The 19764-nt window shown below is 61.1% G+C and carries 16 protein-coding genes; 2 read left to right on the forward strand and 14 right to left on the reverse strand.

The genetic code is table 11. The features are described from left to right. The 10 genes from E5720_RS21240 to E5720_RS21285 all read right to left on the reverse strand — a co-directional run bounded on the left by E5720_RS21240 (window position 1) and on the right by E5720_RS21285 (window position 12531). Complete coding sequence (locus E5720_RS21240; protein ID WP_136172266.1) at window positions 1-1140, reverse strand: metallophosphoesterase; 1140 nt, start codon at window positions 1138-1140, stop codon at window positions 1-3. Window positions 1141-1143: 3 nt separating this feature from the next. Continuing rightward, window positions 1144-2865 carry a substrate-binding domain-containing protein gene (locus E5720_RS21245; protein WP_247596086.1) on the reverse strand — a complete coding sequence of 574 codons (1722 nt, stop codon included), beginning with the start codon at window positions 2863-2865 and terminating at the stop codon, window positions 1144-1146. A gap of 21 nt (window positions 2866-2886) precedes the next feature. Next, on the reverse strand, window positions 2887-5061 hold the full coding sequence (locus E5720_RS21250) for a malate synthase G (protein WP_136172267.1): 2175 nt from the start codon (window positions 5059-5061) through the stop codon (window positions 2887-2889). A 63-nt stretch (window positions 5062-5124) separates the two neighbouring features. Continuing rightward, the gene (locus E5720_RS21255; RefSeq protein WP_247596087.1) at window positions 5125-6054 is read right to left on the reverse strand and encodes a 3-methyladenine DNA glycosylase; all 930 of its coding nucleotides are present in this window, start codon (window positions 6052-6054) and stop codon (window positions 5125-5127) included. Window positions 6055-6074: 20 nt separating this feature from the next. Next, window positions 6075-7196 carry a hemolysin family protein gene (locus tag E5720_RS21260; RefSeq protein WP_136172268.1) on the reverse strand — a complete coding sequence of 374 codons (1122 nt, stop codon included), beginning with the start codon at window positions 7194-7196 and terminating at the stop codon, window positions 6075-6077. After that, window positions 7189-8571, reverse strand: a complete 1383-nt coding sequence (locus tag E5720_RS21265) for a hemolysin family protein (RefSeq protein WP_136172269.1) — start codon at window positions 8569-8571, stop codon at window positions 7189-7191. Before E5720_RS21265 ends, E5720_RS21260 begins: the two co-directional genes overlap by 8 nt. Window positions 8572-8574: 3 nt before the next feature. Then, entirely contained in the window at window positions 8575-8793 is a 219-nt protein-coding gene (locus E5720_RS21270; protein ID WP_136172270.1) for a hypothetical protein, read from the reverse strand. A 124-nt stretch (window positions 8794-8917) separates the two neighbouring features. Continuing rightward, window positions 8918-10354 (reverse strand): GuaB1 family IMP dehydrogenase-related protein, encoded by a 1437-nt coding sequence (locus tag E5720_RS21275; RefSeq protein WP_136172271.1) that lies wholly within the window; start codon window positions 10352-10354, stop codon window positions 8918-8920. Between the two features lie 18 nt (window positions 10355-10372). After that, complete coding sequence (locus E5720_RS21280) at window positions 10373-11239, reverse strand: DMT family transporter (protein WP_136172272.1); 867 nt, start codon at window positions 11237-11239, stop codon at window positions 10373-10375. Further along, a complete protein-coding gene (locus E5720_RS21285; protein ID WP_136172273.1) occupies window positions 11236-12531 on the reverse strand; it encodes a DEAD/DEAH box helicase in 1296 nt (431 codons plus the stop codon). Before E5720_RS21285 ends, E5720_RS21280 begins: the two co-directional genes overlap by 4 nt. 138 nt (window positions 12532-12669) lie before the next feature. On the opposite strand from E5720_RS21285, the gene E5720_RS21290 reads away from it, so the two are divergent. Beyond that, a complete protein-coding gene (locus tag E5720_RS21290; protein ID WP_247596088.1) occupies window positions 12670-13170 on the forward strand; it encodes a DUF4262 domain-containing protein in 501 nt (166 codons plus the stop codon). A 93-nt stretch (window positions 13171-13263) separates the two neighbouring features. Here E5720_RS21290 and gndA read toward each other — a convergent pair whose 3' ends face one another. From gndA to E5720_RS21310, 4 genes are all read right to left on the reverse strand, one after another. Next, window positions 13264-14703: an NADP-dependent phosphogluconate dehydrogenase gene (gndA, locus tag E5720_RS21295; protein ID WP_136172275.1), complete on the reverse strand. Its 1440-nt coding sequence runs from the start codon at window positions 14701-14703 to the stop codon at window positions 13264-13266. Between the two features lie 178 nt (window positions 14704-14881). Further along, window positions 14882-16462 carry a DEAD/DEAH box helicase gene (locus E5720_RS21300; RefSeq protein ID WP_247596089.1) on the reverse strand — a complete coding sequence of 527 codons (1581 nt, stop codon included), beginning with the start codon at window positions 16460-16462 and terminating at the stop codon, window positions 14882-14884. Window positions 16463-16792: 330 nt separating this feature from the next. Beyond that, entirely contained in the window at window positions 16793-17755 is a 963-nt protein-coding gene (locus tag E5720_RS21305; RefSeq protein WP_136172277.1) for a M56 family metallopeptidase, read from the reverse strand. Window positions 17756-17779: 24 nt separating this feature from the next. Beyond that, a complete protein-coding gene (locus E5720_RS21310) occupies window positions 17780-18196 on the reverse strand; it encodes a BlaI/MecI/CopY family transcriptional regulator (RefSeq protein WP_136172278.1) in 417 nt (138 codons plus the stop codon). Window positions 18197-18392: 196 nt separating this feature from the next. Here E5720_RS21310 and E5720_RS21315 point away from each other — a divergent pair, with 196 nt between their 5' ends. Beyond that, window positions 18393-19694, forward strand: coding sequence for an alpha/beta hydrolase-fold protein (locus tag E5720_RS21315; RefSeq protein WP_136172279.1), 1302 nt, complete (start codon window positions 18393-18395; stop codon window positions 19692-19694). Window positions 19695-19764 lie beyond the last annotated feature (70 nt).

Raw genomic sequence — 19764 nt, forward strand, 5'->3', positions numbered from 1 at the left:
CTATGCTCCGGCGAGTTGCAGCATCGAGATTTCGGGCGGAGCTGCAACTCGTACAGGAGGACCCCACGCTCCGGCCCCACGCGTGGTGAACAGGGTCGTGCCGCCGATCCGGTCCAGTCCCTCGACGCTCGGCTGCTGTAGCGGCACCAGATAGCGCAGCGGCCAAATCTGACCCGCATGGGTGTGTCCGGACACTTGCATGTCCACTCCCATTTCGGAAGCCTCGTGCGCCTGCTTGGGTTGATGGGCCAGGAGAAGGACGAATCGATCGGACTCACGCCCTTCGAGGGCAGCGCTCAGATCGGGTTCGTAAGGCGCGGGTGCTGTCGCGTCGTTGATTCCGGCGATGTCGATGTTTACGCCGTTTCGCGTCACTTCCTCCCGATCGTTTCGCAGAACGGTGATCCCTAGAGTCGACCACAAGTCGAGCCACTTGCCACCGTCGTCGGCGTAGAACTCATGGTTGCCACTGACTCCGAAGACGCCCAGTGGTGCCGACAACTCGCGTAGTGGGTTCAGATCGGAGCCGACGAGATCGACGGTCCCATCGATGAGATCACCGTCCAGCAAGATGAGGTCCGGGCCCTGCGCATTGATATCGTCGACGACCTTGTGCACGAAGGATTCCCCGCGGGCCGGTCCGACATGAAGATCGGACACCAACGCGACTCGCAGCCCGTCGAATTCTGTCGGAAGTCGCTCGAGGGCAACCGTCGTATTCGTTATCCGAGGTTCGCTTGCTTCGAATACTCCATATGCGACTGCGACGACGGACGCGGCGGCAACCAGTGCAGAACCAAGTCTGTTCACCCGAAACCGGATAGCAACGGACTCGCGTCCGCGCAGCGATGACACGATCCGGATCCCGAGAGTGACAACCCCGACGAGCGGGGTGCCCAGAACGAGATACAGAATCACGGCAAGCCAGGTGAGTCCTAGGAATCCCGGCAAGCGAGCCCAACTCGGATCGAACAACTCGCCCGAACCGATACCCACGAGGGCCAGAACCCACATGATTGCGAGAACGGCATCTGCGACCAAAGAATAGGGTCGGGTGAGTCGGGTCCCGCGTACGAAACGGAGATGAATCACCAGGCATACCAACGCGAGGAAGATGCCGAGTGCAATAAGTCGAGTCATGTTTCAGTACAAGAACTTTCCGAGAAGTGCAGCTAGGTCGGATCCGTCCGACGACGACGAAACAGAGGTGAACGTGCCGCCGGTAACCGTGGACACCGCCTCCAAGGCCACAGTATCGGCATTGGTTCCGATCGATACGACATCGACCGCTACAGGTCGGACCGGATCGACAAGCTTGGTGATATCGGCCAACGCACTCTCGGACGACTCCGCCGGGCCGTCGGTGACGAGGACGATGCTGTTCGGTCGTCCCGGGACGAAACCTTCGAGTGCCACACGGTATGCCGCGGTCACCGACGGGTAGGTCGAGGCTACGTTCTCGGGTTTCAGGCTCTGTACCGCAGCAATGAGCGCTTGCCGTCTGCTACCGGCAGGAAGCTGTTCGGACACCATACCGGTGGGAACCAATATCCGATACGGACGATCTTCGTCCAGATCCTTGCTGTCGGACCACAAACCCAGTTCGGTCGAATCGATGACTGCGTCGAACTGTGCGGTGAGTGCAGATGCGACGTTCTGCAGACGCGATCGACCGCCTTCTTCGGTGTCCATCGATGTCGATACATCCACGACAACTGTCGAGCGACGCTCTGTTGCAGGATTGTTCACAGCGTCGAGTAATGCTGCGCGGACGTCGGGTCCGGTTGGGGCGCCGAGAGATGACGATCCAGGGGGGTCGTATCCCGCGTCGGTGAAGATCTTCGAGTTCTCCGCTTGCAAGATGAACTCGACGAACTGGGCGCCGGCACGCCTGAGCGTCTCGTTCACCCACGACCCCGACATGATGACCGACGGATAGTCGATCGACACCGTCGAACCGGGTGGTGCATAACCCGTCAGTTCACGCTGACCGGACGTTCCGAGTTGTTGTTCGGTCACCGGAACCGAATGGATGCCGGCATCAGGTGATAGCCCTCCTGCCAACCTGGACAACGTCATATCCGTCGAATCGGGTACCACCGCCGCAACTCCGCGGTCTGTGGTCGCGAGAGCGGCCAACGCAGACCGCGTCGGCGACGTCAGGGGTAGCTCCAGTGTTGTCATCGGCACGTCGGACGAAGTCGTTGCCGACGATGCGACGGCAGCGAGAACGGCTGTCGTCGCATCGGAGTCCGGTCCGACGGGGAGTTGCATCCGAAGCCCACCCCATCCTGGAAGAGAGAGACCGAGCAACGACTCCGGATTGCTCTGCAGCGCGGGGAGATCGGCCCAACCGACACCCTTCGCGTCCAGTGCCGCAGTCAACTGAGGAGGACTCGCGAGCACAACAGGGGTGCTCGCAATCGTTTTCGGCGTCCCGTCGACGGTTCCAGCAGGAAGCGCGGTAATCGAGTTGGAAGAACGTGGTATCCACAGCGCAGGGATCGGTCCGAGAGCCGAGGCATCCCAGCTCGGCTCGCCTGCTGCCAGTGCGCCGGCGATGGCAGTCGAATCCGCCACCTCCACCGTGACGGAAATGCAGTGGTCGCGAACGACGGGCCCGGTAGCCGCGAATCGTGTCGCGAGGTCGGTAACTTGCGAGGCAATATCGGGATCCACCGTGACCGACAAAGTCTCGGCACCTTCGACGCAGGTCTCCGCCGCCGCCGCACCCTGATCGGCTATCCGATCACGCAATTCGAACCACCCGAACACGGCGAGCACCACCACGATGATGGCGCCCACCGTGAACAATGGGCCTTTGCTGATACTCCGTATTCCACCGGAGTTGCGATGTTCACCCACGTGCGAAGGGTTACGAGACCGTCAGTTGCCCGCGGCCTTGTACTCGCGTCTACGTCGATGCAGAATCGGCTCGGTGTATCCGCTCGGCTGCTTGGCCCCTTGGAAGATCAGCTCGCTGGCGGCCTGGAACGCGATATTCGTATCGAAGTCCGGAGCCAGGTTCTTGTACGTCGGGTCGGACGCATTCTGGCGATCGACGATGGGGGCCATGCGTTCGAGGCTCGCACGGACCTGATCCTCGGTGACGATGCCGTGGCGCAACCAGTTCGCGATGAATTGGCTCGAAATCCTCAGCGTCGCGCGATCTTCCATCAATGCAATGTCGTTGATGTCGGGCACCTTGGAGCAACCGACACCGTGATCGATCCACCGTACGACGTAGCCGAGAATCGACTGTGCACTGTTGTCGATTTCCTTCTGCTTCTGCTCGTCGCTCCAGTCGGTGGCGGGGGCAAGCGGAATCTCGAGGATCTCGTCGACGGTCGCGCGCTTGGCCTTTGCCAATTCGAGCTGGCGGGCGAAGACGTCGACCTTGTGGTAATGCAACGCGTGCAAAGTGGCCGCGGTGGGAGAAGGCACCCATGCTGTGTTGGCGCCGGCCTTCGGGTGGTTGATCTTCTGCTCGAGCATGTCGTGCATGAGATCGGGCATCGCCCACATGCCCTTGCCGATCTGCGCCTTACCCTTCATTCCCGCCGCAAGGCCGGTATCGACGTTGAAGTCCTCGTACGCCGAGATCCACTTCTGGGCCTTCATCTCGCCCTTGGGGACCATTGCGCCGGCCTCCATCGAGGTATGGATCTCGTCGCCGGTGCGGTCGAGGAAGCCGGTGTTGATGAAGACCACCCGCTCCTTCGCTGCCAGGATCGAGGCCTTCAAGTTGACCGTGGTTCGACGCTCTTCGTCCATGATGCCCACCTTGAGCGTGTTCTCCGGCAATCCGAGCACCTGCTCGACGCGACCGAAGAGTTCCGCTGTGAACGCAACCTCATCGGGTCCGTGCATCTTCGGCTTGACTATGTACAGCGAACCGGTTCGGCTGTTCGAGAGGAGATTGTCCGCAGTCAACGAGTGCATTCCGGTGAGCGAGGTGAACAGCGCATCGAGGATGCCCTCGGGAACTTCGTTGCCGTCGGCGTCGAGAATGGCATCCGAGGTCATCAGATGTCCGACGTTGCGGACGAACAACAGTGAGCGTCCGTGGAGTGTGACAGGTGACCCGTCGACTCCGGTGTACGTGCGATCAGCGTTGAGAACGCGAGTGAACGTCTTCCCGCCCTTGGAAACGTTCTCAGCGAGATCGCCCCTCATCAATCCGAGCCAGTTGCGGTAGCCGAGAACCTTGTCGTCGGCGTCCACAGCCGCGACCGAGTCCTCGAAGTCCATGATGGTCGTTACTGCCGATTCGAGCAGCACGTCTTTCACACCCGCCGTGTCGGTGGCGCCGATCGGGCTGTTCGAATCGATCTGAATCTCGAAATGCAAGCCGTTGTGCACGAACAGAATTGCTGTGGGTGCATCCGGCGTCCCATGGTATCCGAGCAGCTGCGCCGGATCTTTGAGGCCGGTGGTGGTTCCGTCGGCGAGGGTGACTGTCAGCGAAACCGCGTCGACGACATATGCGGTCGATCCGACATGTGATCCAAACGCCAATGGGGCTGCCTCGTCGAGGAAATCGCGAGCGAAGGCGATGACCTTGTCGCCGCGAACCTTGTTGTAGGAGCTGCCCTTCTCGGCGCCGTCCGTTTCGGGGATGGCATCCGTGCCGTACAACGCGTCGTACAACGAGCCCCAGCGGGCATTCGATGCATTGATCGCGAAACGTGCGTTGAGAACGGGAACGACGAGCTGCGGTCCGGCCGTCGACGTGATTTCAGTGTCGACGCCTGTGGTGGCGACGTCGAAGTCGGCGGGTTCGTCGACGAGGTAGCCGATTTCCTTCAGGAACGACTTGTACGCCGCACGGTCGTAGTCGATTCCGGCATGCTCACCGTGCCAGGCGTCGACCTTGCCCTGAATCTCTTCGCGAACGGCCAAGAGCGCCTTGTTCTTGGGGGAGAGATCGGTGATTACCGCTTCGGCACCCGACCAGAACGCCTCCGATTGCACACCTGTACCCGGAAGTGCCTCGTTCTGTACGAAGTCGTACAGAACCTTGGCGACTTGAAGACCACCGACACGAACTCGCTCAGTCATGAATCCCTCACTCTTTCCGGTCTGGGCGCCCAGAAGGGCGGTAAAACGACATCGGCTTCAATGTTACTCGGCAGTATGTCGGACGCCGTACCCGCCGCTCACCAGTAGATTCTCGCATCGCATCGCCAGCTCCGAACGGAGAGGGGCAGCCCTGGCCGACAGGTCGGTTTGCGCGCGCACATACTCTGCCCGACCGGACGGTGTTTCGATCGCGATAGGCGAGAGGCTGTAGGCGGAGAGGTCGTACGGACTGGCGCGCATATCGATCGTTCGAGCATCGAGCGCAAGCTCGAAACAGTCGAGCACAAGTTTCGAGTCGATCAACGGTGAGAGTTTGTAGCTCCACTTGTACAGATCCATGCTCGCGTGCACACAACCAGGTTGCTCTCGTTCGGTCCTACTTGCCGGGGACAGATCGAGAAAATTCTTGGGGGCGGCGTCCGGGGTGAAGAACCTGAACGCGTCGTAATGCGTGCAGCGAATCTTCATCGACTCGACCACTGCATCAGTGCCGTCATGGCCGAGCCGAAGCGGCACCGACCCGTGTCGCAAGGCAGGCTGTCCGCCCCGATAGACCATCGCCCACTCATGGAGCCCGAAACAACCCAGATTGGGTTGGCGTGTCATGGTCGCCTCGAGGAGGTCCCGGGTGAACACGATGGCCGAACGACGCTGCTCGATCAGAGAGCGCCGTACCCGATACCCGAAGTCCGGTTCGGCGACGGATTCGTAGGACGCGAACGCAGCGTAGTCCTGAGCGGCTTCGCCGGTCAGGACTACCTCGAAACCTGGGTTCCAACGCTTCAGGTGGCCGGGTTTGTAGCTGTAGTAGGTGAACAAGAAATCGAGTACTGGGTGTGAGATGCCCTGTGCCCGATCGTGCAGATAGGCGCCGATCAAGCGGTTGACCCGAGCCGAGTGGTCCGCACGTCTGCTCGTCCACTCCGGCTCCGTCAACGTCACCGACTTCTCGGTTGCTGAGGTCTGCATCATCGGTCGAGGCTCGTCATCTTTCAGTTCTCGCCACCGGAACGTGCCGGCGAAGACTGTCCCGGTGACGGCCCTGCGATGCGGTGCGTGCCGTCACGGACTGTTCCGACGAACTCCTCTACCAAGTCTTCCAGTGCCACGATCCCAATCGTCGTGCCTGACGAATCGCTCACCGCGCCCAGGTGACTGCTGGCACGCCGAAGTCGAGTCAACGCGTCGTCCAGCATTGTCTCGGAGGTGACGACCGGCAGTCTTCGAACCTCGGAACGCGGTATGACCGTCTCCGGACCAGCAGCATCGTCGAGCATGTAGCTCAGAACGTCCTTCAGATGGAGATATCCGACCATCGATCCATCCTCGGCTTGCACCGGGTATCGCGAGAAGCCTGTGGCGATCACTGCCTCCTCGACGGAGCCGAGCGTGGGACCCGAGCCGGGTTCGAGGCCGGAGAGCCGTACGCTGCGGACCTTGGCGGATGGAATGAGCACTTCCGCCACCGTGCGCCCGGAGATGTCCAGCGCCTGGGTGAGGCGCCGGTGCTCATCCTCGTCGATGAGACCTTCCGATCGTGACTCACCGATCATCTGCGAGAGCTCGACGGCGGACACCGACGAATCCAACTCGTCTTTGGGCTCGATGCGCAGTGCACGCAAGGTGAGATTGGCACACATGTTGTAAAACGAAATCAGCGGTTTGGCGAGCTTGATGAACATCAGATGGATCGGAACGAGCAGCATCGCCGTCTTCTCCGGGCCCGCGATCGCGATGTTCTTCGGGACCATTTCGCCGATAAGGATGTGCAACACCACGACCAACGCCAGTGCAATGGCGAAGGCGATCGGGTGCAGCAGGCTGTCCGGGATTCCGACGAGATCGAGTGGCTTCTCGATCAGGTGTGCCACGGCCGGTTCGCCGACACGGCCAAGGAGGATGGAACAGATCGTGATTCCCAGCTGTGCAGCAGCAAGCATGAGGGACAGATTCTGACTGGCCTCGATTACCGACCTTGCCTTCTTTTTTCCTTGCGCCAGCAAGGATTCCAGTCGGTCGCGGCGCGCCGAAATCAGTGAGAACTCGGCGCCCACGAAAAACGCATTGCCGCCGAGGAGGAGGACGGCGAGAAGTACGGAGAGGTAGTCACCCACGAGTCCGCTCCTCCGATCGAATCTGCTCAATTACGTCGGGGCCGACCGGTTGCAACATCACTCGATCGATTCGTCTGCCATCCATTCTGGTGACTCGGCCCGCCCACCCACCGTGCGTATCGGCAGGGTCTTCCTCGGGTGGATCGGGCATGATCACGCGGTCACCTTCGACAGGAATACGTCCCAGTTCGGTCAATACAAGTCCGCCGATGGTGTCGTACTCGCCTTCCGGCGCCCGATACCCGGTCGCGGCTGCCACTTCGTCGATTCGAAGCAGTCCCGAGCACAGCCAACTGTCACCGAACCGCTGGACGTCGATCTCCGGCTCGTCATGCTCGTCCCGGACGTCGCCGATGATCTCCTCGATCAGGTCTTCCATGGTCACCAAACCCGCCGTGCCACCGTATTCATCGACTACAAGGGCAACTTGCATGCCGTCCGACCGAACGCGCTCCATCACCGAATCCCCGTCGAGACTGGACGGCACGACCGGCACATCCTGCGCCAGAGAGTCCAGACGAGTCCCGGCACGCTTGCCTATCGGCACGGTGAAAGCATGTTTGATGTGTACGACACCGACAGTGTTGTCGAGGTCTCCGTCGACGACCGGGAAACGCGAAAAGCCAGTTCTAGCTGCCGTTTCAATGAGGTCGGATACCGAGTCGGACACCGACAGTGACTCGACTTTGACCCGGGGTGTCATCAATTCCTCCGCGGATCGCTCGCCGAACTTCAATGATCGGCCGACGAGTCTGGCCGTGCCCTCATCCAAGGATCCTTGCCGCGCAGACGTGCGCACGAGCGATCCCAGCTCACTCGCTGATCTCGCCGAGCGTAATTCTTCGGCAGGTTCGAGTCCGAGTCTGCGCACCAACCAGTTGGCAGAGCCGTTGAGTCCGTTGATCGCCCAGCGAAATACCATCGAGAACCCGGACATTGCGCCTGCTGTCGCCCTCGCGGTCCCCATCGGCATCGCGATTGCGATGTTTTTCGGGACCAGTTCACCGAAGATCATCGAAAACGACGTCGCGATGATCAGCGCCGCGGCCAACGACACAGCGGATGCAACGGAAGTGGATGCGCCGAGCGCAGTCAAAACCGGGACGAAGAAGCCGGCGAGGACGGGTTCAGCGAGATAGCCGGTGATGAGTGTGGTGATGGTTATGCCCAGCTGGGCCCCGGAGAGCTGGAACGACAGCGTTCGGTGTGCACGTTGGACCTGGCGTGAGCGCGCATCTCCGACGGTGCTCACCGACGAGTCGACTGTGCTCTTCTCGAGCGCTGTCAGAGAGAATTCGGCTGCCACGAACAATGCGGTACCTGCGGTAAGCGCCACGAACCCGATGAGGCCGGCGACGCTGATCAATATGTCCACCCGCTACCGCCGCCGAAGTTCCGAGAGGAGCATCGCACCCTGGCCGGAAGCAATTGCGCCACGGCCGAATGTCACCCCGCCGCGGTGTGGAGTCAGCTTGAACGATGGTGGATCGCCGGGTTTGTCTCCCGGCTCGATAGAGGAGCCCTCCGAAGTGGAGCCCTCGTCACCGGACTCGGTCGGAGCAGTCTCGGTGCTGGTGATGACGGGTGCCTCAGGCACCTGGTTCCCTTCTGTTGTTCCGCTAGAAATCTATCGGCGGAAGTGAGTTGTAAGCGTGAGCCACCATTCTACCGGCAGTCGGGCACGAGGTCGGATCACGGGCCGAACCGACCGCCGTTACAGGTCACCAACCGGATGGGAGCGGGCGACCTTCGGCGAAGCCGGCCGCCGACTGTACACCGAGCACTGCGAGCTCATGAAGTTCTGGAAGGGTGCGGGCACCTGCATAGGTACAGGTGCTTCGAACTCCGGAACAGATGTAATCGATGAGATCCTCGACGCCGGGGCGATCCGGGTCCAATCGCATCCGCGAACTGGAGATTCCCTCTTCGAACAGCGCCTTCCTTGCTCGATCGAACGCACTGTCAGCCACCGTGCGTGCCGCGACGGCGCGCTTGGACGCCATTCCGAAGCTCTCCTTGTACGCGTTGCCCGCTGAATCGAACCGAAGATCGCCAGGCGACTCGTAAGTACCGGCGAACCATGACCCGATCATCACGTTCGCCGCGCCCGCTGCCAACGCAAGTGCGACATCTCGCGGATGGCGGACCCCTCCGTCTGCCCAGACCGAGGCACCCACTTCGGCGGCAGCCGCCGAACACTCGGCGACGGCCGAGAACTGTGGTCTGCCTACTCCAGTCATCATCCGTGTCGTGCACATCGCCCCGGGCCCGACGCCGACCTTGACGATGTTCGCGCCGGCGGCCACAAGATCTCGAGTCGCTGTAGCGGAAACGACATTGCCTGCCGCGAGTGGAACACCGAGATCGAGGGACCGGACCGAAGCCAAAGCGTCGAGCATCTTCTTCTGGTGGCCGTGAGCAGTGTCGATCACGAGTAGGTCAGCACCGGCCTCGACGAGCGCCTGCGCCTTCGCCGCGACATCGCCGTTGATTCCGACAGCGGCCGCGACGCGCAGACGCCCCGAACTGTCCACAGCGGGCGCGTAAATACCGGTACGGATTGCCCCGGTGCGCGTCAACACACCGGCGAGTGTCCCATTCGGTCCGATCAGAACGGCAAGTCCCTCATGAGCGGCATCCAACGCATCGAAGATCGCACGAGGGGACGCATCGGACGGCACCGTGATGAAGTCGGTCGCGGCGACAGATTGCAGTCTGGCGAACCGGTCGACATCCGCACAGGTCGACTCGGTGACGACACCGATGGGTCGGCCGCCTTCCACGACGACTACCGCACCGTGGGCCCTCTTGTGCATCAAAGCGAGTGCGTCGGATACCGACGCATCCGGACCGAGTACGACCGGAGTGTCTGCGGTCAGATCACGGCTCTTGACAAACGCGACGGTCTCGGCCACGGCTGCGGTCGGTAGATCCTGGGGAAGAACGGCAATGCCACCCCGACGAGCAACAGTCTCGGCCATTCTGCGGCCCGAGACTGCGGTCATGTTCGAGACGACGATAGGGATGGTCGTACCCGATCCGTCGACAGTGGAGAGATCGACATCGAACCGAGAAGTGACATCGGTTCGGTTCGGGACGAGAAAAACATCGTCGTATGTCAGGTCATGGGGCGGATGTTGGCCATCGAGGAACTGCACGTTGGGTCAGCGTACCCGTCATCGCGCAACAGGGTGTCCCGTTACCTTTGCTTGCGCTCGCGAGAGGGCCACGGTTGCAACGATCATCACTGTCGCGCAGACCGCAATGACCACCAGGGAGAACGCGTCGTCGCGAACGCGTTCGTCCAGGACGGTGATTCCGAGAAACGCGGCTCCGAACGGTTCCCCGATGGTGATAGCAGGAAGTGAAGCGGACAACGGACCGGACTGAAAAGCACGTTGCTGGAGGTAGAAGCCGAGGATTCCGCACCCGACGAGTGCGTACGTCTGCCAGGCAGTAACTGCTTCGGTAAGACCGGTTCCCAAAAGATCGGTGACATACTTCGTCAACGCAACGGCCATCCCGAAGAGCACTCCTCCTGCCGCACCCAACAGCAGTGCCCGCCAACCCGGGTTTGTCGACAACAACCCAGCAACAGTGGCGGCCAGCACGACGCCCGATGCAATGGCCAACGGAATCATCCAGTCGGAGAACGGTGCATCGGAGTTTCCCTCCGTCGGATCACCGACGACTATGAACAACGCGAGCGCGGCTGCCAACGCCACCGCCCACACCCATGTCGAACGCGTCATCCGGTAGCCGGCGAATTTTGCAGACAGAGGCAGTGCGAACAGCAGCATCGAGACGATCAAGGGTTGCACGATAAGAACCGAGCCGACCCACAGTGCGGCAACCTGAAATCCGTAACCGCCGATGTCGCCGCAGAGACCGGCCCACCACCGTGGGCTTCGGATGAGTGTGGTGATCAGTGATTGGCCCTCGGGCACCGCTGAGGCGGCACTTTGTTGAGCGACCGATGCGCAAGCGAACAGGAATGCTGCAATCAGTGCCAGCACTATCGACAACACCGGAAGTCCGTTCATCGTCGACCCGATCGACCTGGCTTGTCCCGGGTACGCCGAGGCACCGGGCGATTGCGGCGCCCGACCTCGCGTGTGCGCCCGCTCTGGTCGCTTGTCGGTGTCACTTCGACGATCGGTGACCCCGGAGGTGCCTGCGCACCCGTGGATTCGGACAGTGCAGGACTCGACGGCGTCATATCGGTGAACTCCGCCACGATTCCAGCCTCGGCGGCGAGTGTCTCGACGTGCGATTGCTGTCTGTCGGTGACCAGCGTGACGACGGTGCCGATCTTGCCTGCGCGCGCTGTACGCCCGGCGCGATGCGTGTAGTCCTTCGCATCAGCCGGCGGGTCCACGTGCACGACAAGGGTAATTCCGTCCACGTGCAGGCCACGGGCCGCGACGTCGGTGGCGACCAGGACAGGAACCGAACCGTCCGCAAATTCAGCGAGCGTTCTGGTTCGATTGGCCTGAGATTTGTCACCGTGCAACGCGAGTGCAGGCACACCCACTTCGCGCAGGGCTGCGGTGAATCGATCCACCGCATGCTTGGTGCGCAGAAAGATCATGGTTCGCCCTGTTCGCGCCGCGATCCGCAATGCGATCGAATTCTTGTCGGTGTCGGCCACTCGGAAGAAGAGGTGTTTCATTGTCGCCTGGGCGAGTGGGGGTGGCTCGGCGGAGTGAATGGCGGGGGAGTCGAAGTACCGCTGCACCAAGTCGTCGACATCTCCATCGAGGGTCGCTGAGAACAGCATGCGCTGTCCATCTTTCGGGGTGCGGTCCACAAGCTTTCGAACCTGCGGCATAAAGCCGAGATCGGCCATCCGATCAGCTTCGTCCACCACCGTGATGTCGATGTCGGCGAGCGAGAGCGCGGCGTGCTGGAGGAGATCCTCGAGTCGACCTGGGGTAGCCACAACGACGTCGACGCCGCGCATGAGGCGTTCGGACTGGCGCTTCATCGGCACCCCGCCGACGATTCCCATCACTCGGACGCCCAACGCGAGTGCGGGTTCCTCCAGCGCCCTTTCGATTTGCAAGGCCAGCTCGCGTGTAGGAACAAGTACCAATCCGCGGGGACACTTCGGGCGGCTACTCGCACCCGACAGTCGCTGGAGCATCGGCAATCCGAATGCAAGGGTTTTTCCCGATCCGGTCGGCGCGCGACCGAGAATGTCTTGTCCGGCAAGGGCATCGGGGATCGCTGCCGTCTGAATGTCGAACGGAACATCGATACCGATCCGACGCAGGGCATGGACAAGGACAGGTCGGAGTCCCAAATCGGCGAACGACGTTTCGGAACGGGGCATAGCGGAACAGTACCGCCCGGGAACTTTCTGTCGGTGTCATAGGCGATCATTCTCGATACGAACATACGTTCGAGATCATTGATCCGGCCGGCATTTTCGCTGTTGGATCCCGACAAGCTTGGGGGAGCTATGTGTGCAATGTGTGACGGGCAGTCGATGGAGGACTATGTACGGAACGTACACAGTCTCGTAGACCGCCATGGCTGGGCTTTGCAGTATGTCAACTCGGAGATGAATTCGAACTTCGATCCGGACGATGCCGGAGTGATCGAACCGGCATTTTGCTACACAGTCGGTTTGACGGCTCTCGGACACCCCGAGTTGATCGTGACGGGGCGATCACCCGGGGAATCTGCTGCCGCACTGAACACGCTGGCCAGGCGGGTGATCCTCGGAGGACGGGCGTTCGAGCCCGGCATGGAGTGTATGGCAGCTGGTTTCGACTTCCACTTCCTCGACGTGACGTACTGCGAAGAGTGGCTTCTCATGGCTTCGCAGGTGTATCCATCGGATCGGATCAGCGCGATCCAGGCCGTGTGGCGTGACTCCCAGGGGGACTTGCCATGGGAAGGCGACGTGTCGTCGACGATCGTGCAACCGATCCTCGGAACACCGCTGGGCTGGGGTCTGTACGACTGAATACAAATTTTGGATCATGTTGGGCGACGGTGCGGTGGCAACCATCGACATATGATGGTTGCCACCGCACCCTATGGCCGTGTTCGGTTGAACTCAGGCTTGAACTTCGCTTCGGTCACCGCTCCAGAGCGTGTGGAACTGGCCCTCGGAATCGATTCGCTCGTAGGTGTGCGCGCCGAAGAAATCTCGCTGGCCCTGAGTCAATGCGGCAGGGAGCCGTTCGGCGCGAAGTGCGTCGTAGTACGCCAGCGAAGAGGCGAAGGCAGGCACCGGAATGCCGAGTGACGCCGCGGTGATGACGACGCGGCGCCAGCTGTCGATTGCGTCTTCGATCGCGTCACGGAAGTACGGCGCGACAATCAAGCTCGGAAGCGCGGAATTATCTTCGTACGCATCTTTGATTCGGTTGAGGAAGCGTGCACGGATGATGCAGCCTCCGCGCCAGATCGTGGCGAGATCACCCGGGTGAAGGTTCCAGTCGTACTCGGTGCTGCCTGCCGCGATCTGATCGAACCCCTGCGCGTACGCAACGATCTTGGATGCGTACAACGCCCGACTGATGTCGTGCGTGAACTGCTCGGCATCGGTCGGCTTGTCTGCGAGTACGCCCGACGCCAACCCGACAGCGGCCTCACGCTGCGCACGCGAGCCGGAGAGTGCGCGTGCAAACACGGCTTCGGCGATACCTGTCACCGGCACACCGAGGTCGAGCGCGGCCTTGACCGTCCAACGGCCGGTGCCCTTCTGCTCGGCAGCGTCGACGATGACGTCGACCAACGGCTCGCCTGTTTTCGCGTCGACCTGTCGAAGGACCTCCGCTGTGATCTCGACGAGGTAGCTTTCGAGGTCACCCTTGTTCCACTCGGTGAATACGTCCGCAACCTGGGCGGGTGAGTAGTCCAGCGCATCACGGAACAGGTTGTACGCCTCGCCGATCAACTGCATATCGGCGTACTCGATGCCGTTGTGCACCATCTTGACGAAGTGGCCGGAACCGTCCGGACCGATGTGCGTGCAACACGGTGTTCCGTCCACCTGTGCCGCAATGGATTCGAGGAGCGGGCCGAGTGCCTTGTAGGACTCGACTGGACCACCGGGCATGATCGACGGACCGTTGAGTGCGCCTTCTTCGCCACCGGAAATTCCTGCGCCGACGAACAGCAGTCCACGCTCCTTCAGTGAAGCTTCGCGTCTGATCGTGTCTGTGTAGAGTGCGTTTCCACCGTCGATGATGATGTCGCCCTGCTCCATGGCACCGGCGAGTTCTTCGATCACAGCGTCGGTAGGCTCGCCGGCTTTGACCATGATCAAGACTCGGCGAGGCTTCTGCAGTGCGGCGACGAATTCTTCGATCGTCTCCGTGCGAATGAACTTGCCTTCGCTACCGTGCGCTTCGAGGAGTGCATCCGTTTTGGAAATACTGCGATTGTGAAGCGCAACCGTATGTCCGTGATGCGCAAAGTTCCTGGCGATGTTCGAGCCCATCACTGCAAGGCCGGTGACACCGATCTGGGCGAGTTCTGCTGAGGTCATGAGTACAGCTTTCCTTGCCAAGCGCACAAACGAAAGCCGGGCACGCGCATCGCGTCGATCCGGTCAGCGAAATTTGTTGCCGGACAGGGCTCAGGCGGACGCAGCAACCAAAAATGTAGGGCACTGCTTCTTGCGAAGCAGTGCCCTACATTGTCGAATGAACTGTGCCGATCAACTATCAGTGATCGCGTGCAGGCCCATCGAAGCCGTCGTACGAGCGTCGATCTGTGCGGCTACGAAATCCGCTTGTCTTCGACTCTTCGCGGACGAATGTCGACTGTGTACGGGGACGGTCACCCTGGTAGCCACCCGAACTCGGGCGGTCACCTTGGTAGCCGCCGGTACGGGGGCGGTCACCTTGGTAGCCGCCGGTACGGGGGCGGTCACCTTGGTAGCCGCCGGTACGAGGACGGTCGCCCTGGTATCCACCCGAGCTCGACCGATCGCCCTGGTATCCACCTGAAGTCGACCGGTCACCTTGGTAGCCGCCGGTACGGGGGCGGTCACCCTGGTAGCCACCCGAGCGAGGACGGCTGTCGCGCCGGTCCCTCGGCGCACTGCTTTCGGCGCGCAATGGGTCGCCCGTCGGCTTCTTCGCTCCGGTGATGCTGTTGAGCTCGGCCGAACCTGGTGCGACGTTGACCGAAGTCGCCTTGACTCCAGCCATGCCGGTCAGACGCTGAACCTGTCGACGTTGGTTCGGCAGGACGATCGCGACGACTGTGCCCTTTTCGCCTGCACGGGCGGTACGGCCCGCGCGGTGAAGGTAGTCCTTGTGATCGGCGGGCGGATCGACGTGAACGACCAGATCGATACCGTCGACGTGAATTCCACGGGCTGCGACGTCCGTTGCAACCAAGACAGGCGTGCGCCCGGCCTTGAAACGCTCGAGAACGCGGGTGCGCTGGTTCTGTGCCTTGCCGCCGTGTAGCGACTCTGCAGCGATGCCGAGAGCGCGAAGGCGGTCGGTGATGCCATCGCATCCGAGTTTGGTGCGAGCGAACATGATCGTCCTGCCGTCGCGGGCACCGATCTCGGAGAGAACGACGTCCTTCTGGCCGCGATCGACCATCAGCATGTAGTGATCCATCGTGTTGACACTGGCCTTGCCGTCCTGCGTCGAGTGCTCGACGTGATCGGGAAGGAACTGGCGAACGAGTGATTGGACTTCACGATCGAGGGTGGCAGAGAACAGCATTCTCTGCCCATCGGCCGGTGTGTCTGCCAGAACGGCGCGCACCTCTGGAAGGAAACCCATGTCGGCCATCTGGTCGGCCTCGTCGAGGGCAGTGATCTCGATGGAGTCGAGAATGCAGGTGCTCTGGCGTAGATGATCGGCAAGTCGCCCTGGTGTCGCGACGAGAACGTCGACTCCTCGGCGCAGCTGCTCGACCTGCTTGTTGAACGGCGTGCCGCCAACCGCAGCGAGCAACCGAAGACCCTGAGCGTTGGCGTAGGGGAGCAGAGAGTCCACGACCTGGAAAGCGAGCTCACGGGTCGGAACCAGTACCAACGCGCGAGGACGCTTGGCTGCGGGCCTGTCCGTGTGCTGTGCGAGGCGAGCGAGAATTGGAAGACCGAATGCCAGGGTCTTACCCGAACCAGTCTGTGCACGTCCGAGGACGTTCTTCCCGGCAATCGCGTCGGGAAGCGCCTTGGCCTGGATCGGCGAAGGCACAGTGATGGAGTTGCGGGCCAAAGCGGCCACTACCGCCTCGGGAAGTCCGAGTTCGGCGAAGGTAACGACCGTGGTCGGCACTTCTTCTGAGGCGGGTGTTGTTGATGTACTAGTCGAAACAGCGTGAGTCACGCAGTTGAACCTCTCCGGATTACGGGCACGCCACGAAGCCACAGCTGAGAAAGACCCGCAGGAGAAGGGCACATAAAACAGCTAGATCACATAGAGACGAGCCAGGGCACTGTCACCTGGCCATCCTTGCGCGGTTGAACTTCGCGCAGAGTGGGGCTGTTTGTGCCTTATCGAATTACTAGGCCGCGATGGCGACCTAGGACTACTGTACGCGACCGGTCTTCGATTCATCGACTCGAAATGTGTGAGCTGTCCTACTCCCGTGACCGAATCGAAAGGCTAACTTGGGCCGAGTAGTCGACCGAGTTCGTCGAGCCACGGCACTGCGACGAAAATCGTCGGCAGAACCAAAATGACGGCGGCGGCGAGATATGCCGCGATACTGGTGCGGATATCGGTGCGAGGGCCATTCAGACGGCGAACTCTGATCAGCGTGGTGGAGCCGCCTGCCGCGAGTGCACCGCGCGGAGCGGTTGATCCCGCACACGTCACTAGTGCCCGAGCCAGCGGTGTCGCCCCGGTGACCTTGACGGCAGAGTCGTCGGCCAGCAGTTCGACCAGTAACTGCACGCTTCCGAGTGCGGATCGACTTCGGACTATGCGAGGAAAAGCCTCGTTGACCGCGGTGAACGCTTCGAGGACGAGATCGTGACGAGAACGTAAATGTGACCGTTCGTGACTGAGGATCGCCTTTAGCTCCGATCTGTTGAGATTGGTCAATACGCCCTCGCTGAGTACCACGCGTTGACGAAGACCTGGGAGGCAATAGGCGATCGGTTCTACGGCATCGAGAACACGGATATCCGCGTCTCGCACGCCGGGGAACGGTCGATCGGAGTCACTGCTGCGATCGAGCAGGTCGACCAAAATGCGATGGCGAGCCCGCCGACGTCGGGTTCGGACGAATACTTGAACGAAGGAGAACACCAGCTTGGCGCCGATGCTCAAGGTGGTTGCCAGCACGACGACGTACAGAATCCACAGCGGCAAGCCAAGTGCTTCGATTTCGTCCGTCGGGGCTGTGGTTGGACGGCCGTCCGCACCGGGGACCAGCAGCAGGCCACCGATGGCCAGCCCCGAGCTGAACGCGGAGAGCACCGCAGCGATGGCTATTGCTTGCCAGAGAACAAGAGCTGCACGCGGCGCGCGGTAGGGCCAGGTAGCACGACTGAACACAGCAGGAACGGGACCTGCAAGAAGCAACGCGAGTACGGCGAAGACCAGCGCAGTGGTGGAGTTCATGTCCTCACTAACCGATGGCAGGGGTCAATCGGATTGCGGCACTCCGACGTGTGACGTCGAATGTACATCCGATTGTGCCAGTTCCAGATCCGCCAGCGCTTCTCGAAGGGCCGCGGCTTCGTCTGCGCCCACTTGGCCGACGAAGTGAACCAATGCTGCTGCGCGTCCACCGGACTTGGGAGCTTGCGCGAGAGCGTCCACCATGAGGCTCGCAACCAGTTCGTCACGGCTGTGAAGCGGGGCATAGCGGTGTGCCCGATCATCGCGCTGTTGAACTACCAACTGCTTCTTGGCGAGCCGTTGGAGCACAGTCATCACCGTTGTGTACGCCAGCTCACGATGTGTGGCGAGAGCTTCGTGCACCTGTCGAACAGTCTGTGATTCCGTGGAATCCCACAGATGATCCATTACTGCACGCTCGAGTTCGCCTAGACCAGCCATTCTGTAAACTCTACGGGTAGTCCGACACGAATGCGTACTACTCTATGTAGTAAATCTGTGATTTCGATTGCCTCATGGTCGACTTGTTGCGCGGGGAATTCATCGACAGACCCAATTTCGTACGCCGACATGCCTATCCTGCAGTGATGTCAGAACTTCATCGAAGTCCAGTCTTCGACGTGCAGGAAGGGGCGGAGTGCACTCGATCGTGTCTCTTTCACTGATCAGCGGCACCACGCCGATCTTGGTGTCGATCCTCGGCCTCCTCGGTGCCCTGTGGTTACTGGTGTCGAGGCGACGGCGGTACCTCCTACTCGCGGTACCGATCGCGCTAGTGGTGGCCTCTGTCTTCGGGTTGTCTCTCTATTACGTAGTCGAGAAAGTGTGGCGACCGTTTCCAGATCCGATCGAGGTCGAGATCTACGTATGGATCGCAGTCGGAGCATCCGCATTGCTTCTGATGGTGCCCAGAACGATGGTGGCCTCGGGATTCTTGGGTCGAGCCCTATCGATTCTCGCTGCGTTACTCGTCGTTCTGGTGGCGTCCGTACAGGTAAACCTGGTGTTCTCGGCGTATCCCACTGTTGGCACAGTGTTCGGTGTCGATTCGGCCGATCGAATACGCCTCGCGGATCTACCCGGACCAGAATCCGGCGTGGTCACCGGCGATCCACTCGACAAGTACTGGCATCCTCCGGCCGACATGCCATCCGCCGGCAAAGTGACCTCGGTGTCCATTCCGGCAACTGCTTCGGGTTTCAGCGCGCGAGAGGCTCAGGTGTACCTGCCGCCGGCCTATTTCGTCGACCCGCGCCCACTGCTGCCGGTTCTGGTGCTCCTGGCCGGCCAACCGGGGGCGCCCGAAGATTGGTTGAACGGGGGCAAGCTGATCGAAACGATGGATGCATTTGCGCACGACCACGACGGCCTTGCACCGGTGGTCGTGGTTGCGGACGCCACCGGCTCAGCCCTTGCCAATCCGCTCTGCGTGGATTCACCCCTGGGCAATGTAGCGACATATCTGTCCAAGGACGTGCCGAGCTGGTTCACATCCGCGCTCCAAATCGATCCGAACCCGCGCAGTCGGACGATCGGAGGACTGTCGTACGGCGGCACCTGCGCACTTCAGATGGCAACAAATTTTCCTGATGTCTATCCGACATTTCTCGATCTGTCGGGCCAGCTCGAGCCGACGCTCGGCGATAGAAACCGAACAGTGAACGAAGTGTTCGGGGGGAACGAGGCCGCTTTCGTGGCGGTGAATCCGATGGATCTGCTGAAGACGAGGCAGTTTCCCGATTCTGGTGGCGCGTTCGTCGTCGGAGCCGACGACAACGATTACAAGCCCGGACAGAAGGCGGTGTACGAAGCTGCTCAGGCAGCAGGGATGGACGTCCGTTACGCCGAAGTTCCAGGCGGTCACAGTTTTGCCGTCTGGTCCGAAGGTTTGAAAGAACAATTGCCTTGGCTGATGCAGAGAGTGGGACTGATCTCGTGAACAAATTTTCCGAAGGCAACCAACAGGTCCCATCGGCAGATGCGTCAGCGCCGGACACGACTCCCTCGAC

The organism is Rhodococcus sp. PAMC28707 (assembly GCF_004795915.1).
In the GTDB taxonomy this organism is placed as follows: domain Bacteria; phylum Actinomycetota; class Actinomycetes; order Mycobacteriales; family Mycobacteriaceae; genus Rhodococcoides.

What these genes read in the sequence shown, in the direction of transcription:
- E5720_RS21285 (WP_136172273.1), bottom strand. Translation starts at nt 12,531, where the DNA reads ATGCCCCGTTCCGAAACGTCGTTCGCCGATTTGGGACTCCGACCTGTC.
- E5720_RS21290 (WP_247596088.1), top strand. Translation starts at nt 12,670, where the DNA reads ATGTGTGACGGGCAGTCGATGGAGGACTATGTACGGAACGTACACAGT.
- E5720_RS21310 (WP_136172278.1), bottom strand. Translation starts at nt 18,196, where the DNA reads ATGGCTGGTCTAGGCGAACTCGAGCGTGCAGTAATGGATCATCTGTGG.
- E5720_RS21305 (WP_136172277.1), bottom strand. Translation starts at nt 17,755, where the DNA reads ATGAACTCCACCACTGCGCTGGTCTTCGCCGTACTCGCGTTGCTTCTT.
- E5720_RS21240 (WP_136172266.1), bottom strand. Translation starts at nt 1,140, where the DNA reads ATGACTCGACTTATTGCACTCGGCATCTTCCTCGCGTTGGTATGCCTG.
- gndA (WP_136172275.1), bottom strand. Translation starts at nt 14,703, where the DNA reads ATGACCTCAGCAGAACTCGCCCAGATCGGTGTCACCGGCCTTGCAGTG.
- E5720_RS21250 (WP_136172267.1), bottom strand. Translation starts at nt 5,061, where the DNA reads ATGACTGAGCGAGTTCGTGTCGGTGGTCTTCAAGTCGCCAAGGTTCTG.
- E5720_RS21255 (WP_247596087.1), bottom strand. Translation starts at nt 6,054, where the DNA reads ATGATGCAGACCTCAGCAACCGAGAAGTCGGTGACGTTGACGGAGCCG.
- E5720_RS21280 (WP_136172272.1), bottom strand. Translation starts at nt 11,239, where the DNA reads ATGAACGGACTTCCGGTGTTGTCGATAGTGCTGGCACTGATTGCAGCA.